The organism is Brassicibacter mesophilus (genome assembly GCF_050433385.1).
GTDB lineage: Bacteria > Bacillota > Clostridia > Tissierellales > Proteiniboraceae > Brassicibacter > Brassicibacter mesophilus.
Map to the genome: position 1 here is coordinate 1 of NZ_JBNPXI010000039.1, position 21,476 is coordinate 21,476.

Consider the following 21,476-nt stretch of genomic DNA (forward strand, 5'->3'; position numbering starts at 1 on the left):
TTGAACAATGTGAAAGCCAGCGTCTTTAGGCGCTGGCCGGTAACAGCCCCTTATAGGGGCAGAGCAAACCACCCGTTAGACGGGTGGTGCTGATTGATCAATTATATAAAATGATAATTTAGGTAATAATTGCAATATGCTATAATAAACATATAATCATACCTAAGGGAGGAAGTAATTTGAGAGACATAGATAAAGAATGTAGCTGTGAGGTTGAACAAGTAAATCAGCAAATGGTAAATATAATAAAAAAAGACATACTATCTGAAGATATAGTATTAGGGTTATCTGAGATATTTAAAGCACTTGGAGATCCCACACGATTAAAGATAATATTTATGCTTTCAAAAGGCAGTTTATGCGTATGTGACATAGCAGAGCTACTGAACATGAGCCAATCAGCTATATCTCATCAACTTAGAGTACTGAGAAATTTAAGACTTGTTAAGTATAGAAAAGAAGGAAAGCTAGCTATTTATTCATTAGATGATGACCATGTATTGCAGTTGTTTAATCAAGGACTGGAGCATGTTATACATGAATAATGATGTGAATACAATATATTAAAGGCTATCAGCAGTTACATCGTTACACACTAACTCTATAGCCTCTATCACTTTTGCCAAAACACTTATTCTTCGTTGCCTATCTAAAAGAAAAGCTTTTTTTTCACCAGCACTAGCAGATGATAAAAAGTACTTTGGTGGAAGATTATTTAGTGCAATGGCTTGGATATCATCCAGTTGGCCTTCATACATGTTTATATTATAATTATTTTTCACTTCATCTAGTATATCCTTAACTAACATTTCCATATAGTTATCAACCACATTCATCACCTTCTATAGGATAAGTTTTTTCGTAATTAATGAATAAAATATCATACTAAAGGACTATTAACAATAGGGCTAAAGGACTAAAAGTAACAATTTGTCGAAAAATGGCATATAATTTATGATGTTGCACTTTTAAAAATAAATATTTTTTCTTTTTTGATTAAAAGAGGAATTTGATGGGTACTATAGAAATAGTCTATAATAAAAAGTTTTTTAATAGATTATTTCTATAGTAGGAGGTATAACTTTATGGCAAACGTAACAATTTTCACAAGTAATACTTGACCACATTGCACTACTGCAAAGCAGTACCTTTCGGAGAAAGGTGTAAACTACACTGAGAAAAATATTCAAACAGACCCTAGTGCCAGGAAAGAACTTATGCAAAAAGGATATATGGCAGTTCCAGTTATAGTTGTAGACAGTGAAGACATAGTAGGATTTGACAGAGCAAGACTAGAAGAATTATTATAAGCAAAATCAAAATCTATAGAGATATTGAATATCTCTATAGATTTTTTTGTTTGTATAGAAATAATCGTTAGTTACATTTATAAAACAGACGTATAATATATAATAGGTGTTTTAAAAAAACAAAAAAACATTGTTTTATTATACCCCTATAGGGTATAATAAGAATACAAATAAAAGTTCAAGGAGGAATATAAAATGGCAAATGTGACAATCTATACAAGTAATACATGTGGATATTGTGTTGCTGCAAAAGAGTATCTTTCAGAAAAAGGTGTAAGCTATACAGAGAAAAATATACAGACAGATCCTAGTGCAAGAAAAGAGTTAATGCAAAAAGGTCATATGGGAGTACCTGTAATAATCGTAGATGGAGAAGAAATAGTAGGATTTGACAGAGCAAGATTGGAACAACTTTTATAGATAAGTATAAACAAAAAACAACAAACCCGACTGATATATCAGTCGGGTTAAATTTTTCTTCATTTATTTAATTACTTATTTAACTCTTCTAATAACTTTTGTAAATCGATTCCATGAACCATTGCAGCTTGTTCTAATGATTCCATTTGAGAAGAAGGGCATCCGATACAACCCATACCGAATCTCATTAAAATTTCTGCAGCTTGTGGCTTTTCTCTCAAAAGTTCTCCTATAAGCATATCTTTATTTATAGCCATTTAAATTCCTCCTTAAAATATATTTATTATAATAATACCACATTTTATAAAAATTTGTGTGACTAAAATCACACTTATAAAGATATATCATTATTTTTTTCTAAAGCCAGCTTTATTTACAGAAAAGAGCCTAAATAGAAAAGATATATTTATCAGTAATATAAGAAAAATAATAAAAGTAAAAAATGGGTTTTTAGAGACAGATAGTAAAAAGTTTCCCTTAGAAATGCTGAAAAAATATTTTCCTAAGACATCATTATATTCTATTTGAAGCTTATCGTCGTATCCTTTATCACTTTTATTTAAAATAATTTTGTTTTCTAAAATACTATCTATTTTATGAGATGCTATGGAGGAACCATTAAAAAATGTAACCACATCACCTTCTGAAAGCTTGTTTTTAGGGACTTTTCTCACTATGACTAGGTCTCCTCTATCAAGGCTTAATGTAAGATCTTCATTAGCTACTTTATAGAGCTTAAATCCGGCTATATCTTTGATATCTTCGTTCAACACTACCAGCTTATAAGTTAGTGACATAGAGGTTATAATAAGAATGAATGTGAATAGGCAAAATGATATAGCTATTACTTTAAAACAGATATTAGAAATAAAGTCTCTAGCGTTATTAAATCTACTACGAAGATTTTTTTTATCCACAAGTAACACTCCTAGTAATTTAGCTCTGTTGAATATAGTTATTACCAATCTAAAATAAAATATACTTAGACTAAAAAATGGCAATAATTAAATATGGTGAATAAAAAAGTTTTTTTTAGCGACAATATTGAGTAGGAGGTGTTAAAATGGCTGATAGAGAAAGAGCAAAAAATAATGATGTTAGTGTAACAGGTATAATATTAAGAGTGGTGTTGACTGCTGTAGTAGTGGGAATAGCTGCATTTTTCACACCAGGATTTAGTATCAATGGTTTGTGGAGCCTATTAATTGCTAGTATAGTAATAGCTGGACTAGACTACTTAGTAGAGAGGTTTGCAGGAGTAGATGCATCACCGTTTGGCAGAGGAATAACAGGATTTATTGTAGCCGCTGTGATTCTTTACGTCACAAGATTCATAGTACCTGGTTTTAATATATCAGTCCTAGGTGCTATAATAGGAGCATTGGCAGTAGGAATAATCGATATGATAATACCAGGAAAAGCATTATAAAAAGGAGTCAGGGTTTACCTGACTCCTTTTTATTGAGACTGATTATTTTTTAGTTTATTTTGCTGATTTTGCGGTATTCCCATTGCTTCTTGAGCATACTGAGGTTCTTCAGACTTAACATAATCTGTTCTTGATTGGATCATCTGTGCTATATTATCCATTTGAGTTGATAATTGTGAAAACATTTGCTGAGCTTGCTGGTCATTAGTATCCATTGAAAAGGTTTTTAGATCAGCAGATAGTCCTTTTGCACTGGCTAAAGCTTGTTCAAGTTTGTTAATAGTTGTCAATTGTATTACCTCCTTTTCAAGTTATATTTTCTGCACAATCAAAGAAAATATAACTTACAAAAAAAGGAAAAAGACAACTTTTTAGTTGCCTTTTAATTATTGCTGATTAAGAAATGGACAGTTGGCTTGATTTAATCCATTACCCATTTGTCTTCCCATCCCTCTTCCTTGACCTCGACCGTTTCTCATTCCTTTTCCCTGACCTTGCCCATTTTGTCCTGACCATATAGGTCTATTGTTTTCATCTCTTAGTTTAACTTCTTTATCTCCGGATTTGATAGTAAATGGCGCTAATACAGATACATTTTCATTATCAATTTTGAAAGTTCTTTCTATACCTGTAACTTCGACATTACTACCTTCTTTTAATTCTAATTCTTTAAATGTGTCATAAGAAACAATTTGACCTAAATGTACATCAGTAATATTATCATCACTATCCTTTATTTTCATGTTATATGGCATATCAGTTGTGTTAAGATCTGAAACAGTACCAGTTATAGTTACTAAATCATCTTCTGTAATATTGTATGCATTTTTTTCATCAATCACATTGTCTCTACCAAATCCAAGATTCCAGCCATATCTAATAGGTGTAGAATTTGTTTGGTCATTACTATCAGCAAAAACAAATCCAGCTGATAAGCTAATTGATAACACAAGAATACTTAAAGTAATAATTAATTTTTTACTTTTCATTTTGTTACCTCCTTGAAAGTTTTTTTATTTGATTTTATTTTACCCGACAAATGTGACAGAATTGTGACGAAAGCAGCAAGGTTTAGTGAAAATTGTTTCAGCTTTTATTTTTTTAGTATAATATATATGTAACCAGCATTGAAACCTGAAACTGAATATGGACATAACAGAACGATCATATTTATGTATATTTTGGATTTGAATTTAAGTATCTATCAATATAAATATAGGGGTGAAAAGGGTGTTTAAGACAAAGATACTAATCGTAGAAGATGAAGATAGGATGAGAAGGTTAGTGGGAGATTATCTTAAAAAAGAAGGGTACAGTATTTTAGAAGCTGAGGATGGCAAAAGAGCAATAGAAATATTTGAAGATGAAAAGATAGATTTATTAATACTTGATATAATGCTTCCAAAGTATGATGGTTGGACAGTGTTAAGGGAAATAAGAAAAATTTCTAGTATACCTATTATAGTTTTAACAGCTAGGTCAGAAGAAGCTGATGAGCTATTTGGTTTTGATTTAGGTACAGATGAATATATTACAAAACCTTTTAGTCCAAAAGTTTTAGTAGCAAGAGTAAAGGCACTTCTTAAAAGGAGCAATGGTTGTGCTAATAATGAAGACTTATTATCGATAGGTGGAATAGAAATAGACAAAGAGGCTCATAAGGTTTTCATAGACAATGAAGAAATAGAGCTTACACCAAAAGAATACGAGCTTTTAGTTTATCTTGTACAAAATCAAGGAAAAGCTCTTACTAGAGATAGCATGCTGAATGAAGTATGGGGATATGATTACTTTGGAGATGCAAGAACAGTAGATACACATATAAAAAGACTGAGAATAAAGCTTTTGGATAAAAATGATTTGATACAAACAGTCAGAGGAATAGGATATAGGTTTGAGGTGTTAAAATGAAAAAAACTGTTGCATTTAAACTATTTATCGGTTCCATTTTATTTGCATTAACCATAATTATGATAGTATGGGTATTAAATACAAGATATCTAGGCGAATATTATTTAGATAGAAAGAAAGAAGCTATTGTAGAGAGTGCGAGGCAAATCCAAACTGAGTATACAGGAGACATTGATTCTATATTCAATAAACTTGAAAAGATAGAAAATGAAATAAATGGAGGCATAACAATAATATCTGAAGGCAGAGATATAAAGTATGCTACATATAACGATAGACAGGGATTTGGAATGGGAAAGGGGATGATGAGAGGAGCATCAGGACTCCAGCAGATATCTAGAAATGATATCCAAAGAGTATTAAATGGCGAAATAGTTTTTAACATATATAAACATCCTAGACTTGATACAAGAGTATTGATGCTTTTAGCTCCTGTTGCTGATAGTGATATATTAGTTATTGAATCTTCTGCAGCATCCATTGAAGAAAGTGTAAACATAGCCAAAGATTTTTATGTGTATATTGGGATGATATCTCTCATAATAGCAGCAATTATAGCATTATTAGGAAGTAGGGTTATTTCAAAACCAATAGTTGAGCTAAATAAAGTAGCTCAGATGATGTCTAGGCTAGATTTTAGCAGTAAATATAATATCAAAAGCAATGATGAAATAGGCGAACTAGGTAAAAGCATTAATTTTCTATCTGAGAAGCTTGATAAGACTATAACAGAGCTAAATCAAGCCAATGAAAAGCTAGTGAGAGACATAGAAAAAGAAAGAAGTCTTGAAAAAATGAGAAAAGAATTTGTGTCTAACGTAAGCCATGAATTGAAAACCCCTATTTCATTAATACAAGGATATGCAGAAGGGCTTAAGGATAACATAGCCGGAGATGAATCTTCTCGAAATTTTTATTGCGAAGTAATAATGGATGAGTCTCAAAAAATGGAAAAACTAGTTAAGGATCTTTTGCAGCTATCTCAGTTAGAATCAGGAAAATATTCTATAGAGAAGACAACTTTCAATATATGTAAAGTAGTTGAAAGAGTTATAGAGAAGTATCAACCTATAATTCGTAAGAAAAACATAAAAATAATATTGAACAAAGAACAGGAAGAGATATTAGTAAGTGCTGATAAAACAAGAATTGACCAGGTACTTGTAAATTTTATTAATAATGGGATTAATCATGTGTCTAATCAAGGTATGATTGATATATCAATAAAATATGACAGTGATTTGGCTAGAGTAAGTGTACACAACACAGGCAACAATATTCCAAATGAAGAAATTGATAGAATATGGGAAAGTTTTTATAAAATTGACAAATCAAGAGCAAGAAAATATGGTGGTACTGGACTAGGCTTATCTATTGTGGGGCGTATCTTACAGCTACACAATGCAGAATATGGAGTAGCTAACACTGAAGATGGTGTAGAGTTTTGGTTTAAATTACAAACTGTACTCAATTGAGAATGATATCCGATAACAAGAAAAACCTCATATCATTGAAAAATACAGGGTTACATTTATATTGTCATTGTAGTATAATGATAATATAGATATTTCAATTGAAAATGAGGTGTTCTATTTGTCTAGTAAATATGTAATTGACGAAAACGAAAGATATAGGATAGCAAACCGGATAACTTGGGTCACAATCATAATAAATGTAGCTCTTGCTATAGCGAAAATAGGAATAGGAATAATAGCCAGCTCAACTGCAATGATGGCTGATGGGATTCATACAGTCTCAGATGTTGGGAGCTCTATTGGTATAATAGCAGGATTCTTCATATCCAAAAAGCCCGAAGATTCGAAGCATCAATATGGACATGAGAAGGCAGAATCTATAGCAGGATTTGTTTTATCACTTCTTCTCATTTCTGTCGGGTTTAAGATAGGCTTTTCTGCAATACAGATGATGATCTCGGAGAACACAAAGGTTCCTGGCTCATTAGCTGCATGGGCTGCTTTAATATCAATACTTGTTAAAGAATTACAGTTCAGATTAGCGCTTAATGCAGGCAAAAAAATAAACAGTAGTGCTTTATTAGCAGACGCATGGCATCATAGATCAGATGCGTTATCATCTATAGCTGCACTAATTGGTATACTAGGTGCTAGAATGGGATATAGCATACTTGATCCTTTAGCTGGATTAGCAGTATCTATTATAGTAATCAAGGTAGGGATAGAACTGTTTCTACAGGGATACAACGAGCTTATGGATTCTTCTCTAGATGAAGATGTGCTTATATTCTTAGCTGATAAAATATCTAATGATACAGGAATAAAAAATATAAATGACTTAAAAGCTAGAAAGCACGGTTCAAAGGTTTTTGTTGACATAGAAATATGTGTAGAGCCTGATATATCCGTATATGAAGGGCATGAGTTTGCTGAAGAAGTTGAAAAAATAGTTTATAGCAACTTAGATAACGTAAAAAATGTATTAGTACACGTAAACCCCTGTGAAAACATTGATCATATAGAGTGCAAAGAATGTAAAAATAGCTGTTTTATAGTTAAGTAGAAAAGATAATCCCAAAACATTAAATAGACGTGTCAAGAAACCCTATGTTTAAGCTATCATGACAAACATAGGGTTTTTCTATTTACTAATTACAATTTTTTATGACTTGAAAAAAATACCCCTATATGGTATGATTTGCATAAGCAATACAAGCAAAAAGGAGAGAATTTTATGTTAGATGTATCGATTCCAGCAGCCTTTGCTGCAGGACTATTATCGTTTTTTTCACCATGTGTACTTCCTTTAATACCCGCTTATATAACATATATTACTGGAACCACCTTTGAAGAAGAGCTTGATAACAAAAAAATATTCGCGCTTGTTAGAACGTTAGGATTCGTTATAGGTTTTACAATAATATTTATGATAATGGGAGTATCGGCCAGTTTTTTGGGAAAAATATTTAAACTATATAAAAGTGAATTTACAAAACTTAGTGGTATTCTTATAGTTGGTTTAGGACTTAATATGATGGGTATATTAAAACTAAACTTTTTATCAAAAGGGATAAAAGTGAAGATGCCTAAAATAACGGGATGGTTTAGTTCTATCCTAGTTGGGATGGCTTTTGCGGCTGGATGGACCCCATGTGTTGGAGCAGTATTAGGGGCTATTTTAATATATGCTGGCACCACTGCTACAGTATCAAAAGGAGTTTATTTGCTTTTGTCATATTCTTTAGGATTAGCTATTCCATTTATATTGACTTCATTATTAATAAATAAGTTCAGCAGGATGCTAACTAAGTCTGAAAAGGTTATACCTTATATAATGAAGATAAGTGGAGCAGTTGTAGTTATTCTTGGCTTGCTAATATTTTTTAACAAGATTTATGTAATAACAAACTTATTTTTATAGGAGGGTAAAATGAATAAGCGAAATTTAATACTGATTGTTATAGCAGTTTTTGTCATAGGTGCTGCGGCATACTTTGGATTCAATATGAATAACAAAGACACGTCAGAAAAAGACAATATTTCAAATGTTGATGAAAATAAAGAAGATAGTAGTAACGAACAGGAGGAAACTTCACAGCATATAATTGATATTGGAGAAGAAGCGCCAGACTTCACACTGGAGGATTTAGACGGGAATAAAGTATCTCTAAAGGATTATAGAGGAAAGATTGTTTTACTTAACTTTTGGGCTACATGGTGTCCTCCATGTAGAGAAGAGATGCCTGACTTAGATAAGATATATCTAGAGCAAAAAGATGAAGACTTTGTAATACTTGCAGTAAATGGTGGGGAAGCTAAAGAAGATGTAAAAGAGTTTATTGATGATAAAGGATATAGTTTTCCAGTTTTATTAGATACAGCAAAGTTAGATGTTAACTTTACTTACAATGTTGCCTTTATACCTACTTCATTTATGATTGATAAAGAAGGAAAAATCAGAGCAATAAAATCAGGCCCTATGTCCTATGCAGAAATTAGCCAAATGCTTGAAAATGTAAAAGGGATGTAAGGTATGAATCCCTATATTTTTACTTATAAGTCATTTGCAGTTACTTGGTTTGTAGCTTTAGCAGTCATTGCCATAGTTGTAAGTAATATTGCAGTGAAATGCGCTGCTACAAAAAAAGGCATGAACAAATCAAAGATAGATGACATCTTTTTCATTCTTTTAATAACTGGATTTGTAGGTGCTAGGCTGTTTTATGTTCTATTTAATTATAACTTATTTAAGGATGACTTGCTTTCAATAATAAAGCTGTCCCATATGAATTTATATTTATATGGAGGGATATTAGTAGGATTAGGTGTATTATATATTCTTTCAAAAAAGAATGATATATCATTCTACAATATGTTTAAAGTGTATGTACTACCGCTTTATTTCTCTATAGCAATAGGTATATGGTCATTATTTTTTGATGGATTTTTAATAGGAAAAGAGTATAATGGTGTTTTTTCCATTAATTACCTGGGAACTCAAAGGCACCCTACAGTAGTATATATATCACTTTTATTTTTACTTGGCGCCATTATTGAATCTATAAACTTTAAGGAGTCTTTTTCAAAAAAAGTGACGTATGCTACTTTTATCATCGTAATATTAGGATATTACGTTATAAGACACTTTTATGCATACTAACAATTAAATTACTGTTAGCTAAATATTTACCGAGAATAAATAAGACCTATTGATCTAATGCTAAATATATGATAAAAAATGTTTGCAATATACCCCGTATGGGTATATAATTATTAATAGAAAATACAAGGAGGAATTAGAATGAATATAACAGTTACTGATAAAGCTCAAGAAGAATTAAGAAAAATAATTGATAAGAAAAATTCCGATAATAAAGACGTAAGGGTATATATAGCAGGCGTTGGCTGAGGTGGCCCATCATTTGGTTTAGCTCTGGATGAGCAAAAAGAAAATGATGAAGTTGCTAATGTAGGTGGCTTAAATTTCTTGGTTGAAAAAGATTTAATAAATTCTTATGGAGAATTTAGTATAGATTATGTAAATGATTGGTTAAGAAAAGGATTCCATATTACGCCAAACAAAGGTGGATCATCCTGTTAATAAATTATTTGATAAATCAAAAAGAGTAGAGGTTAATCCTTCTACTCTTTTTTTATACATACATGTAAAAAAATACCATGATTAAAGTTTTGATACATGGATATATACTTATTAGTATCGTTCGGGAGGGAAGAGATGAAAGAGCTAGAGAAAATACAAATAAGGGAAAGTATTCTTGATATAAGAGACAATATGAGCGAATCAGAAGTTGATGAACTAAGTGAAAAGATAATCTCTACGTTAGTAAAGCTTCCTATATTTAAGAAAAGCTCAAATATAATGCTTTATTTAAGCTTTAACAATGAAGTAGACTCATTTAGATTGATAGATTATTGTAAACAACATAATAAAAAGGTTATTATACCTTTTTGTATAAAAAATGGAACAAAAATAGTTCCTACTGAAATCAAGGATGTGGAGAAGGATCTTGTAAGAAGCAGCTTTGGCTATATGCATCCTAAACGTGACATAGTGAAACCAGTAGATATAGAAAGCATTGATTTAATTATTGTTCCGGGCATATCATTTGATAAAAGATGCTATAGAATTGGATTTGGTGCTGGGTACTATGATAGATTTCTTGGGAAGTTAAACTTTAAGATTCCTACGGTAGGATTAGCCTATGATTTTCAAATTATAACATCAGTTCCAACGGAATATTATGATATTCCATTAGATTACGTAGTAACGGAAAAAAGAATAATTATCAGGTAAAGGGGATAATTGAATGGAAAATGTAAATGAAAGTAAAAAAACTGAAAATAAACTTGCAAAGAATATATGTGTAGAGTGTGGAAGTGTAATGAAACCAGAAGGCGGATGCTTTATTTGTATGAATTGCGGTTATAGTCCGTGTCATATTTAAGAAGCACAGAATAAAACCGTAGAATGAGAAAACATCTACGGTTTACTTTGGCTTATAATATTTTTATTATTTTCTATATATCTTGTATTTAAAACCTTCTATTCCACCTATATTTTCTACATCTACTTGATATTTAAATTCTGGATTAGCTGCATTTACAAAGGCTCCATTCCATGTAGACCTCAAATCATACATTATTCTAGGGTCTATACCTACCTTGTTCCAATATATGATATGTAAACATCTAACCTGAGTGTATTCTAAGTAGTTACTGTCAGATTCTATTATATTATTTACATTATCACATGGCATGCCATCTAGTATGTAATTGTTAAGAACATCATATATTTCTTTAGGAGAATTAACACTATATTTTGTTCGCGCATCATTGCCACATTTAATTCCATTCTGTTCATATACAAGTTTTGCTAACAATATACCATTGTTTTTATATTCTTTGAATAAATCAGCTAATATACCAGCTTGCCTAGTTTCAGCTGTGCTTATTTTGTTTTGGAGCCAACCATGAATATTATTTGTATCTATTAATCCTTCTAAAGAAACATTAGGTATTCTATCACCATATTTTTCGATATTATCTTTTTCAAAATCATACACTTTATTTCCAAATTGTTCACTAAACTTCTGGATTATTTCTTCTTCCAGTTTCTCGTGAAGCAGTATTTTATTAAATAACCAATAATGTATTGGTGCAAGAGCTTTACTCATATTCAAAAAAACCTCCCTTTAGTTTATAATATAGACATACAGCTATAAACAATGACAGTATCTAATTATACTATTATGAATATTTTCAATACTAGGTTGAGTAATAAAGTTATTATTTATTCTAATCTTTAATAATTATTAGAGGGAATAATTGTTCGAAGGGGAGGAATTATGATGGATTCAATAGCTGACATTTGTGGGCAAGAAGATGCATGTAAAAGATGTAAAGGAAGGTATTGTGCAAACAAGGTATCCATATTTTCTATTTTGCAAGAACAACAATTAAAAGAAATCACCGATAAGATAACGAGAAAGAAATATAAAAAGGGACAGATTATATTTTTTGAAGGAGATATTTCAGATAAGCTTTATGTCATAAATAGAGGGAAAATAAAAGTATTTAAATATACAAAAGAGGGAAAAGAGCAAATACTATACATCCTTTCGGAGGGAGATTTCGTAGGAGACTTGAGCTTGCTCAAAAAAGATGAATACAAATTTAATGCGGAGGCGTTAGAAGATATTAATATGTGTGAACTCACTAAGGATGACTTTGATAATATAATAAAGCATAATCCAGAAATAGCGTTAAAAATACTACAAGTGGTATATGATAGAATACTTAAGTTAGAGAATCTAATACAGAACCTTAGTACTAAAGATATAGAGGCAAGAATAGCTGGACTTCTAATAAGTTTTATTAAGGATTTTGGTCAACCAAATGGCAACACTATAGAGCTAGAGCTCCCTTTAAGCAGAGAGGATATGGCAAACTACATTGGCGTTACTAGGGAAACTATAAGCAGGAAACTAAGCAGCATGCAGGATGAAGGCATAATTGAATTGTTAGGAAATAAGAAAATTGTTATCCACAAAATTGAAGATTTAGAATGCTTGTGTTAGATATAAAAAGCTCTTTACTTAAAAAGTAAGGGCTTTTTTGCTTATGATGAAGAGGAAAGTCTAGATTTCCTTAATAGAAACTTTCCGCAAAGTATGTTCAAAACAAGACTTTCTTAATTTCGGTAAAAGTCTTGTTTACAAAATACTATATAGATGCTATAATAAAATCACACCCAGGGTGGGGTGGGGGAAGATAAGATGATTTAATTATTTTATCTTTTTAGGGTAAATATATTATAAATAGTCAATCTTAAAGGAAATACATCATTTTAAAAATTTTTTGATGATTGATGTTTATAATATCAGCATAAAACTGATAAAGGAGAAGATTAGTATGGCAATTGACAAGGTTACTATAAGTGTAATCGGAATGACCTGAGCAGCTTGCGCTACGAGGGTAGAGAGTTCTCTATCGAAACTAGACGGCGTAAAATCAGCTGTGGTTAATCTGATAGCTCAAAAAGCAACAATAGAGTATGATAAAGACAAACTTTCTGTAGAAGATATGATTAAGGCTGTTGAAAAAGCAGGATACCAGGTTCCTTCTACTAAAATAACTATAAATATAGAAGGAATGACTTGTGCGGCATGTTCAGCTAGAGTAGAGAAAGCGTTGCTCAAGACTAAAGGAGTAACTAACGCAAATGTAAATCTAGCACTTAACAAAGGTACGATTGAATTTATAGATGCAGAAGTTTCAGCTAATGACCTGATAAATGTAGTAAGAAAAACAGGATATAATGCCTTTGAAGAACAAGAAGAAAATAAAGATAGAGAAAAAGAGGCAAGAGAAAAAGAAATTAAGGACTTAAAGCTACTGTTTATTGCCTCATTAATACTTAGTTTACCTTTATTTTCTGCTATGTTTTTTCATATGGCAGGCGTTCACTCTATACTGTCTAACGGCTATTTCCAGCTTATATTAGCTACTCCAGTACAATTTATAATAGGACATAGATTCTATAAAGGAGCTTATCATTCATTAAGAAGTGGCGGAGCAAATATGGATGTACTTGTAGCTATGGGTACATCGGCAGCATATTTCTATAGCGTATACAACGTAATAATCGGGGTTATGGATTATTATTTTGAAGCTTCAGCAGTTATAATTACATTAATTTTATTAGGAAAGATGCTGGAGGCATTGGCAAAGGGAAGAACTTCAGAAGCCATAAAAAAACTTATGGGGCTTCAGGCAAAAACTGCAAGAGTCATACGCAATGGAGAAGAGAAAGATATACCTATAGAAGACGTAGCTGTTGGCGATATAATTGTTGTACGACCTGGTGAAAAGATTCCAGTAGATGGCATAGTAACAGATGGTGCTTCTGCAGTTGATGAATCCATGCTTACGGGTGAAAGTTTGCCTGTTGACAAAAAAAGTGGAGATGAGATTATAGGAGCAACAATAAATAAATTTGGTACGTTTAAATTTAAAGCGACAAAAGTAGGAAAAGATACAGCATTGGCTCAGATAATAAAGCTTGTAGAGGATGCACAAGGTTCGAAGGCTCCTGTACAGAGACTTGCAGATAAAATATCTGGAGTATTTGTACCAACAGTAGTAGGTATTGCATTAGTAACGTTTTTATTATGGTATTTTGTAAAAGGAGACTTCACACATGCACTTATAAGTGCAGTGGCAGTATTAGTAATAGCTTGTCCATGTGCATTAGGATTAGCAACACCAACTGCTATAATGGTTGGAACAGGTAAAGGTGCAGAAAATGGAATTCTTATAAAAGGCGGAGAGCACTTGGAAAAAGCACATCAAATAAATGCTATAGTGTTTGATAAAACTGGAACCATAACTAAGGGAGAACCTGAAGTCACAGATATAATTTCTTATAAAGAAGATGAAAATAATATACTAAGAATAGCAGCTATTGCAGAAAAATCATCTGAGCATCCATTAGGGCAAGCTATAGTAAATCGTGCTATTGAACAAGGTATAAAAATAGATGAATCAGCCAAATTTGAGGCAATACCAGGGCATGGTATATACTCGTATATAGATGGAAGAGATGTGTATTTGGGAAATAGAAAACTAATGAAAGATAAAGGAATCCAGATAGATAATATAGAAGAAGATATTTCTAGACTTGAAGATGAAGGCAAAACAGCTATGCTGATATCCTTAGATGGTAATGCAAGTGGAATTATAGCAGTAGCTGATACTGTAAAAGAGAGTTCAAAGGAAGCCATTGAAAGACTTCAAAAAATGGATATAGAAATATATATGATAACAGGAGATAATAAGAGAACAGCTAATGCCATAGCAAAACAAGTAGGAATATCTAATGTACTAGCGGAAGTTTTGCCTGAACACAAAGCTGAAAATGTTGAGAAAATAAAGAAACAAGGGAAAAAAGTTGGTATGGTAGGGGATGGTATAAACGATGCACCAGCTCTTGCAGCTGCTGATATTGGATTTGCAATAGGGACAGGAACAGATGTAGCTATGGAAGCTGCAGATATAACTCTTATAAAAGGAGAACTAACAGATATTGTTAAAGCAATAGTATTAAGCAAGAGAACTATGAGAACAATAAAACAAAATCTATTTTGGGCGTTTGCCTACAATACAGCTGGAATACCTTTAGCTGCACTGGGATTTCTAAGCCCTATGATAGCAGGAGCAGCAATGGCATTTAGTTCAGTTTCAGTAGTAAGCAACTCTCTTAGACTTAAGAGATTTAAAGTTAGGTAGACTGAGTCAGGGGATAACTCCCTAACTCACTTAATAAAACATAAAAAGGAGTGTATATATTATGAAAAAAACAATATTTATTGAGGGTATGAGTTGCCAGCACTGTGTTATGGCTGTGAAAGGTGCTTTGAGTGAAATAGCAGGAGTAAGCTCTGTAAGTGTTGATCTTGCTGGAAAAAGGGCAGAAATAGAAGCAAACAGTGTAGATAATAACGTTATAGAAGAAGCGATAAAAGAAGTGGGATTTAAAGTAACAGAAATACAATAATAGATTGGAGCATTAAGATGAATGAAGAAAAAAAGAAAGCTTTAAATCTTTTAAAGACTTCAAAAGGACAGATAGAAGGCATTATAAAAATGCTTGAAGATGAGAGATATTGTGTAGATATTTCTAAGCAAATACTGGCAGTAATAGCGTTGTTAAAAAAGGCAAACTTAAGTATACTTGACCAACATATAAAGCACTGCGTCAAAGAGGCAATCCTCCATGGCGAGGGTGACGAGAAAATAGACGAGATCATAACCATTATAGATAAGTATATTAAATAGTATTTTTTATTAAGTAACAATTCCTCCTTATGATGAATATCCCTATAGAACAAGAAGACAACCAGATTCATCTAAGGAGGGATTTGTATGTATGATTTCTATGATAGCTATTATCGATGCTCATCAAGAGTAGGACATATTTACCAGTTTCAAGGCAGAACAACTTATGATGATGGCCATTATCATAGATATAGACAATATACTAGCGAATCTATTCGTTCGATGAAAGGTCATGTTCACTACTATGAGGGATATACTACAGTAGATGATAGGCATAGGCATTTTTATAGAGGGTATACCGGCGGACCTATTCATGTAAAAGGAGGACACATACATTATTTTGAAGGAAGAACAGACTATGTGGATGAGCATATTCATAGATACAGAGACAATACTTCTAAACAGATATACAAATAAATTTGCTTATTACCTGCATTTTCCCTTGCAAATGTTAACATTATAGAATAAGATATAAGTATAATAAGATAACCTGGTTAGGAGAGGCTCCTATATAGAAATATGCCACTGCCCAGAAACATCCAGAGATGCCAATGGGTAAAACAGTTATAATCGAAAAGGTTATATCTAATGTGGCTGGTATGACCTAAGCTATATAGTGCTAAACCCCAACAGGTGTTGGGTTTTGTGTGCCTTTCACTTGGTGGGAGGTTTTTTTTATTGTGTAAAATAATTAATTTGTGAGGAGTGTGATGGAAGTGGACGAAGGGCCTAGTTTGTATAGGACGGATAGATTATTAAAATTTAATATCCCATGTTTTTCCCTATTTTCATCACATCATATAGATAATAGGTTTATTTCATAGTTTTTGAATTATATGATTTCTGTAGACATAATAGGGAAATGGCAAGGGAAATATATTGTAGTGAGGTGTGTATAATATGCTAAATATCTACAAAACAATTGACAACTCCCTATATGAAATCGATGATTTTGAAAATGGAGCTTGGATAAACCTTATAGACCCAACAGAAGATGAGCTTCACAAAGTGAATCAGACGCTAAATGTAGATATGGACTTTCTTAGAGCGCCATTAGATGATGAAGAAAGCTCAAGAATTGAGATGGAAGATGGACATGTATTTATATTAGTTGACATTCCTATGGTAGAAGAGGACGAAGGTTCATATGTTTATTACACATTACCATTAGGAATAGTAGTTCTAGAAAACAACATAGTTACTATTTGTTTAAAAGAAAGTTATATTATTGATCAATTCAAAGAAAATCGAGTGAAGAATTTCTGGACTTTTAAGAAAAATAGATTTGTACTTCAAATCCTTTTTAGGATGGCTACAAGGTATTTATTATATCTAAAGCAAATTGATAAGATGAGCAACAAAATAGAAAGACAGCTTCACAAGTCAATGAAAAATAAAGAACTTATACAACTTTTAGATTTAGAAAAAAGCTTAGTATACTTTTCAACATCTCTTAAGGCTAACGAAATAGTCATGGAGAAGCTTCTCAAGCTAGAGTTTATAAAACTGTATCCGGAAGATCAAGACTTGCTTGAAGATGTAATAATTGAAAATAAACAGGCTATAGAGATGGCTAATATATATAGCAATATTCTTAGTGGAATGATGGATGCTTTTGCATCAGTGATATCTAATAATCTTAATATAGTTATGAAATTTTTAGCATCTATAACAATAGTAATGTCTATACCTACGATGATATTTAGTTTTTATGGAATGAACGTAGGATTGCCGCTTCAAAATTCACCACATGCTTTTTTAATGATTATTGGAATGACAATATTATTTGGAGGAATAGCTGTATTTGCATTGGCAAAAAAGAAGATGTTTTAATTAAAGGAGATTCGAGTATTCGAATCTTCTTTTGAGTTAAAACGCTTATTTTGGGAGATACTATAAAAAATAAATGAGTTTAAAATAAGAAACATATAATTTATGATTTATGTTTTTGTTCATGTAAAAATTGGGTAGAACAATAATATTTATGGAAAAAAATATTATTGACAACATAAAATTACTAGTATAAAATTTCAATTATGCTTATATTGAATTAAAAAAAGGAGTGATTGTAATGTTGACAAGTCAAAATAAAACTCCTTTATTTGATGCTTTGAAAGAGTATCATGCGAGGAAAGTTACTCCCTTTGATGTGCCTGGTCATAAGCACGGAAAAGGCTTAAAAGAATTTGCAGATTTTGTTGGAGATAAGGTGCTTGAGATAGACGTTAACTCTATGAAACCACTAGACAACATAAACAATCCTATAGGTGTTATTAAAGAAGCGCAGGATCTAGCAGCAGAAGCTTATTGGGCTGACCATGCATTTTTTTTAGTGAACGGAACTACTTCAGGGGTACAGGCTATGATTATGAGTGTCTGTGAGCCTGGAGATAAGATAATACTTCCTAGAAATGCACACAAATCAGCCATCAATGGACTTATCTTAAGTGGTGCTGAGCCTGTGTATATGCAGCCTGAAATAAATGAAGATTTAGGTATAGCTATGGGAGTTTCCTTAGAAACAGTAGAGAAGGCTATAGCTAGGCACTTTGATGCAAAAGCAGTATTTTTAGTTAATCCAACATATTATGGTGCTACATCAGACATTAAGAGAATAGTTAAATTAGCACATAAATATGGTATGGCAGTATTAGTTGACGAGGCGCATGGAGCACACTTTAGCTTTTACAATGAATTACCACCAGATGCTATGGAGCTTGGTGCAGATATGTGTGCTGTAAGCTCACATAAAACTGGAGGGGCACTCACTCAAAGCTCGATACTCTTACTAAAAGAAGGATTGATAGATCCTAAACAAGTAAAAACTGTACTTACCTTGACTCAGACAACTAGTGCTTCATATTTGCTGATGTCCAGCTTAGATGTGGCCAGAAAGACATTGGCTGTTCATGGCGAAGAACTATTAACGAAAGCTCTTGAGCTTAGCAGGTATGTAAGAGAAGAAATAAATAAAATACGAGGCCTTTATGCATTTGGTACTGAACTTATAGGAACACCTGGTGTTTTTGGTTTTGATGAAACAAAGTTAGGGATTAATGTATCAGAGCTAGGGCTTACAGGCTTTGAAGTTTACGATATTCTGAGAGATGAGTATAATATTCAAGTAGAAATGGGAGATGTATTTAACATTCTTGCCTTGGTAAGCACTGGTGATACAGAAGAGTCAGTTAATACATTAATAGAGGCACTTAGAGATATAAGTTCTAAATATAGAGGAACCAAAGTTAACTTTGATAAAACTTCAGTACTTGAAAATCCTGAGGTTATAGTTTCACCTAGAGATGCGTTTTACAGCAGGAAAAAATTAGTTAAGCTTGAAGATGCAGAAGGTGAGATTAGCGGAGAGTCAATAATGATATATCCTCCAGGAATACCTATAATTACACCTGGTGAGAGAATAAGTGAAGATATTATCAATTATGTACAGATGTTGAAAAATCAGCACAGTTCATTGCAAGGTACAGAAGATCCAGAAGTTGAATTTATAAAGGTACTTGGTGTATAGAATAATATATTGGAGAAACTATTCCAGTTTAAAATAAAAGAAAACCCGTAAGCTTTATGTTCTGTGAACATGCCATTGTCAAGCTTACGGGTTTTCTTTTATTCTTTTTAACTCTCTTTTTTCAAATTTAAATAGTCATATATTTGCTAATAGATTTTTCTTTGCAAATATTACATTCTATATATTTCTAAATCTTTTTTGAATGCTTCAGAAACCTTTTTAAATTCTCTTATGTTTTCCATCATTTTTTCGATTTCTTGAGCATAAGTAGTTACATTTGCGCTTACTTCTTCAGAAGAAGCAGAGTTTTCTTCTGCGATAGCTGCAAGGGACTCAATGTTTTCAGACACTCTGTTTATAGCCTGTGTTTCCTGAGTGAGCTGAGTTATCATCTCAATTAATCCATTAGACACATCCTTAATTGAAATAACAATGTCATGATTAGTATCAGCTACATTAGATAGGTTATCATTTTCATTATTTAACACAACGTATTGCTGCTCTATTTGTTTTACAACGGAGTCAATTTCACTTATGAAGGAAACAAGATTTTCGTTTATATCCTTTACAGCTGACTTAGATTCTTCTGCAAGATTTCTAATTTCCCCGGCAACAACTGCAAAACCTCTTCCGAACTCACCAGCACGTGAAGCTTCAATAGCAGCATTTAATGCAAGAAGGTTGGTTTGGTCAGCAATGCTTTCAACAGCTTCAACTATCTTTGTGACATCCTTAGCTCTACCTTGTACACGTAAACTATTTTCCTTTACTGTTTCAAATTCACCAAGTATGCTTTCCAGACTTGATGAAGTATTTCTTAATTCATCATATCCTTTGCTTATTCTGTTTACTACATTTTCAAGCTCTTCTTTGCTCTTATTCTCATTATCAACTATCTGATTTAGAGTGTTGATATTGTTGTTTAATAGATACGCGGAACCTTCTGTTTCTTCTGCTTGGCTAACTGCCCCTTGTGCTACCTGCTCAACAACACCGGAAATTTCTTTAGAAGTGTTATTCATGTTTATAGATATTTCATTGAACTTATCACTGAATACGTTGAGTTCATCTGTCATACCTTTAAATCCAACAAAATCACTTTTTATAACATCTTTATACTCTGATATAAGCTTGTTTATATCTTCAAAAAAATCATTAGTTGATATATCATTTTCTTCAGCATAATTTCTTTCTTTTAAATCGTTAAGCTGAGCTACTATACTTTTTAAGGGAGACAATAATAACTTGGTTACTAAATAAGGAATTACTAAACTTAATGCAAGAGTAGCTCCAGAGGCTATAGTATTGTTAGCCAATATTGATAGCATAAGACTAGGAACTCCAACAAGTATTAAAGAAGCTATAGCAACTTTAAGTTCGAATTTTTTTATAAAACCAAAAGAAAGAAGTCTGTTGAATCTATATTTCTTAAAATAGTAAATTTGTTCAGCAAAAGTAATATGTATTCTTGTGAAATCATCCGTTTTTTCAATAGTTTCTACTGTTATATTTTCATTATAGAACTTTGCAGCACCCTCGAGCATACCATGAAAATAACCAAACATACCTCTTTTAGAGCTGTATGTCATCTCTGCCTTATTACTATCAATGGCTCTCATATTCAGAATAGGTGGTCTTGCTCCAGGTATCTTTTGTGTTACAACAACATGAACATCATACATAGATTTTAAGAATGAATATAGGTTTTTGTGCTCAAAGAATGCTGGATAGTCTTGAGAGAAAGTCAAAACATTATCATTACCTATTTCTTTCCATAAATCATAAGGCTCTTTTCCAAGCTTTCTAGATAAGTCTTCAACTATTCCTCTAGCATACGAATCTTCAATATCTTCAGTAGGTTTAAATATTCTGTTAGGTTGTATGCCTACTGAATTCATGGCCTCGTTTACTATTGAATCACCATATAATTTTCTTGATGTCTTAATCCATGCGGAAACTATAGTTCCTTTCATATTTTAGGGATTGCCCCTTTTCCTCCTTCCAAAAATAACAATATTTATTATATGTAATTATACATACAACGACAA

At 32.1% G+C, this 21,476-nt stretch carries 27 protein-coding genes, 1 pseudogene and 1 riboswitch; of the genes and pseudogenes, 21 read left to right on the forward strand and 7 right to left on the reverse strand.

Going from position 1 to position 21,476, the window contains the following annotated elements:
• Nucleotides 1–233 precede the first annotated feature (233 nt).
• Nucleotides 234–545: an ArsR/SmtB family transcription factor gene (locus HNR33_RS21925; protein ID WP_429088037.1), complete on the forward strand. Its 312-nt coding sequence runs from the start codon at nt 234–236 to the stop codon at nt 543–545.
• Nucleotides 546–563: 18 nt separating this feature from the next.
• Here the strand turns inward: HNR33_RS21925 and HNR33_RS21930 are convergent, their stop codons facing one another.
• Nucleotides 564–830 (reverse strand): late competence development ComFB family protein, encoded by a 267-nt coding sequence (locus HNR33_RS21930; protein ID WP_429087954.1) that lies wholly within the window; start codon nt 828–830, stop codon nt 564–566.
• 255 nt (nt 831–1,085) lie between these two features.
• On the opposite strand from HNR33_RS21930, the gene HNR33_RS21935 reads away from it, so the two are divergent.
• Entirely contained in the window at nt 1,086–1,310 is a 225-nt protein-coding gene (locus tag HNR33_RS21935; protein WP_429087956.1) for a glutaredoxin family protein, read from the forward strand.
• 195 nt (nt 1,311–1,505) lie between these two features.
• Nucleotides 1,506–1,730: a glutaredoxin family protein gene (locus HNR33_RS21940; RefSeq protein WP_429087959.1), complete on the forward strand. Its 225-nt coding sequence runs from the start codon at nt 1,506–1,508 to the stop codon at nt 1,728–1,730.
• A gap of 71 nt (nt 1,731–1,801) precedes the next feature.
• Here HNR33_RS21940 and HNR33_RS21945 read toward each other — a convergent pair whose 3' ends face one another.
• Nucleotides 1,802–1,987, reverse strand: coding sequence for a DUF1858 domain-containing protein (locus HNR33_RS21945; protein ID WP_429087962.1), 186 nt, complete (start codon nt 1,985–1,987; stop codon nt 1,802–1,804).
• 90 nt (nt 1,988–2,077) lie between these two features.
• A complete protein-coding gene (locus tag HNR33_RS21950) occupies nt 2,078–2,647 on the reverse strand; it encodes a hypothetical protein (protein WP_429087965.1) in 570 nt (189 codons plus the stop codon).
• A 146-nt stretch (nt 2,648–2,793) separates the two neighbouring features.
• Here HNR33_RS21950 and HNR33_RS21955 point away from each other — a divergent pair, with 146 nt between their 5' ends.
• Nucleotides 2,794–3,159, forward strand: coding sequence for a phage holin family protein (locus tag HNR33_RS21955; protein ID WP_429087968.1), 366 nt, complete (start codon nt 2,794–2,796; stop codon nt 3,157–3,159).
• Between the two features lie 29 nt (nt 3,160–3,188).
• On the opposite strand, the gene HNR33_RS21960 is transcribed toward HNR33_RS21955, so the two are convergent.
• Nucleotides 3,189–3,449 (reverse strand): DUF1657 domain-containing protein, encoded by a 261-nt coding sequence (locus HNR33_RS21960; RefSeq protein ID WP_429087971.1) that lies wholly within the window; start codon nt 3,447–3,449, stop codon nt 3,189–3,191.
• Nucleotides 3,450–3,545: 96 nt separating this feature from the next.
• Complete coding sequence (locus HNR33_RS21965) at nt 3,546–4,148, reverse strand: hypothetical protein (protein ID WP_429087973.1); 603 nt, start codon at nt 4,146–4,148, stop codon at nt 3,546–3,548.
• A 241-nt stretch (nt 4,149–4,389) separates the two neighbouring features.
• Between HNR33_RS21965 and HNR33_RS21970 the strand changes: the two genes are divergently transcribed.
• From HNR33_RS21970 to HNR33_RS22010, 9 genes are all read left to right on the forward strand, one after another.
• On the forward strand, nt 4,390–5,070 hold the full coding sequence (locus HNR33_RS21970) for a response regulator transcription factor (protein WP_429087976.1): 681 nt from the start codon (nt 4,390–4,392) through the stop codon (nt 5,068–5,070).
• Complete coding sequence (locus HNR33_RS21975; RefSeq protein ID WP_429087978.1) at nt 5,067–6,545, forward strand: sensor histidine kinase; 1,479 nt, start codon at nt 5,067–5,069, stop codon at nt 6,543–6,545. The genes HNR33_RS21970 and HNR33_RS21975 overlap by 4 nt, the downstream gene beginning before the upstream one ends.
• Before the next feature lie 118 nt (nt 6,546–6,663).
• Nucleotides 6,664–7,608, forward strand: a complete 945-nt coding sequence (locus HNR33_RS21980) for a cation diffusion facilitator family transporter (RefSeq protein WP_429087981.1) — start codon at nt 6,664–6,666, stop codon at nt 7,606–7,608.
• A gap of 171 nt (nt 7,609–7,779) precedes the next feature.
• Entirely contained in the window at nt 7,780–8,466 is a 687-nt protein-coding gene (locus HNR33_RS21985) for a cytochrome c biogenesis CcdA family protein (RefSeq protein ID WP_429087984.1), read from the forward strand.
• Between the two features lie 9 nt (nt 8,467–8,475).
• Nucleotides 8,476–9,075: a TlpA family protein disulfide reductase gene (locus HNR33_RS21990; protein WP_429087987.1), complete on the forward strand. Its 600-nt coding sequence runs from the start codon at nt 8,476–8,478 to the stop codon at nt 9,073–9,075.
• A 3-nt stretch (nt 9,076–9,078) separates the two neighbouring features.
• Nucleotides 9,079–9,705, forward strand: a complete 627-nt coding sequence (locus HNR33_RS21995; RefSeq protein WP_429087989.1) for a prolipoprotein diacylglyceryl transferase — start codon at nt 9,079–9,081, stop codon at nt 9,703–9,705.
• 141 nt (nt 9,706–9,846) lie between these two features.
• On the forward strand, nt 9,847–10,146 hold the full coding sequence (locus tag HNR33_RS22000) for a HesB-like protein (protein ID WP_429087992.1): 300 nt from the start codon (nt 9,847–9,849) through the stop codon (nt 10,144–10,146).
• 135 nt (nt 10,147–10,281) lie between these two features.
• Nucleotides 10,282–10,860 (forward strand): 5-formyltetrahydrofolate cyclo-ligase, encoded by a 579-nt coding sequence (locus HNR33_RS22005; RefSeq protein WP_429087994.1) that lies wholly within the window; start codon nt 10,282–10,284, stop codon nt 10,858–10,860.
• Between the two features lie 13 nt (nt 10,861–10,873).
• Nucleotides 10,874–11,011, forward strand: coding sequence for a hypothetical protein (locus tag HNR33_RS22010; RefSeq protein ID WP_429087997.1), 138 nt, complete (start codon nt 10,874–10,876; stop codon nt 11,009–11,011).
• Between the two features lie 66 nt (nt 11,012–11,077).
• Here HNR33_RS22010 and HNR33_RS22015 read toward each other — a convergent pair whose 3' ends face one another.
• The gene (locus HNR33_RS22015; protein WP_429088000.1) at nt 11,078–11,740 is read right to left on the reverse strand and encodes a hypothetical protein; all 663 of its coding nucleotides are present in this window, start codon (nt 11,738–11,740) and stop codon (nt 11,078–11,080) included.
• A 174-nt stretch (nt 11,741–11,914) separates the two neighbouring features.
• On the opposite strand from HNR33_RS22015, the gene HNR33_RS22020 reads away from it, so the two are divergent.
• The 8 genes and pseudogenes from HNR33_RS22020 to HNR33_RS22055 all read left to right on the forward strand — a co-directional run bounded on the left by HNR33_RS22020 (nt 11,915) and on the right by HNR33_RS22055 (nt 19,428).
• Nucleotides 11,915–12,643 (forward strand): Crp/Fnr family transcriptional regulator, encoded by a 729-nt coding sequence (locus tag HNR33_RS22020; RefSeq protein ID WP_429088002.1) that lies wholly within the window; start codon nt 11,915–11,917, stop codon nt 12,641–12,643.
• Between the two features lie 391 nt (nt 12,644–13,034).
• Nucleotides 13,035–13,376, forward strand: a pseudogene (locus HNR33_RS22025) (heavy-metal-associated domain-containing protein); the annotation flags it as partial.
• 141 nt (nt 13,377–13,517) lie between these two features.
• On the forward strand, nt 13,518–15,353 hold the full coding sequence (locus tag HNR33_RS22030; RefSeq protein WP_429088040.1) for a copper-translocating P-type ATPase: 1,836 nt from the start codon (nt 13,518–13,520) through the stop codon (nt 15,351–15,353).
• A 61-nt stretch (nt 15,354–15,414) separates the two neighbouring features.
• Nucleotides 15,415–15,621 carry a heavy-metal-associated domain-containing protein gene (locus HNR33_RS22035; protein ID WP_429088005.1) on the forward strand — a complete coding sequence of 69 codons (207 nt, stop codon included), beginning with the start codon at nt 15,415–15,417 and terminating at the stop codon, nt 15,619–15,621.
• 17 nt (nt 15,622–15,638) lie between these two features.
• Entirely contained in the window at nt 15,639–15,902 is a 264-nt protein-coding gene (locus tag HNR33_RS22040; protein ID WP_429088008.1) for a metal-sensing transcriptional repressor, read from the forward strand.
• 87 nt (nt 15,903–15,989) lie between these two features.
• A complete protein-coding gene (locus HNR33_RS22045) occupies nt 15,990–16,319 on the forward strand; it encodes a YmaF family protein (RefSeq protein WP_429088010.1) in 330 nt (109 codons plus the stop codon).
• A gap of 66 nt (nt 16,320–16,385) precedes the next feature.
• Nucleotides 16,386–16,549: riboswitch (M-box (ykoK) riboswitch) on the forward strand.
• A 253-nt stretch (nt 16,550–16,802) separates the two neighbouring features.
• Complete coding sequence (locus HNR33_RS22050) at nt 16,803–17,735, forward strand: magnesium transporter CorA family protein (RefSeq protein ID WP_429088012.1); 933 nt, start codon at nt 16,803–16,805, stop codon at nt 17,733–17,735.
• A gap of 238 nt (nt 17,736–17,973) precedes the next feature.
• Nucleotides 17,974–19,428, forward strand: a complete 1,455-nt coding sequence (locus HNR33_RS22055) for an aminotransferase class I/II-fold pyridoxal phosphate-dependent enzyme (protein ID WP_429088015.1) — start codon at nt 17,974–17,976, stop codon at nt 19,426–19,428.
• Between the two features lie 170 nt (nt 19,429–19,598).
• On the opposite strand, the gene HNR33_RS22060 is transcribed toward HNR33_RS22055, so the two are convergent.
• Nucleotides 19,599–21,401 (reverse strand): heme NO-binding domain-containing protein, encoded by a 1,803-nt coding sequence (locus tag HNR33_RS22060; protein WP_429088017.1) that lies wholly within the window; start codon nt 21,399–21,401, stop codon nt 19,599–19,601.
• Between the last annotated feature and the right edge of the window lie 75 nt (nt 21,402–21,476).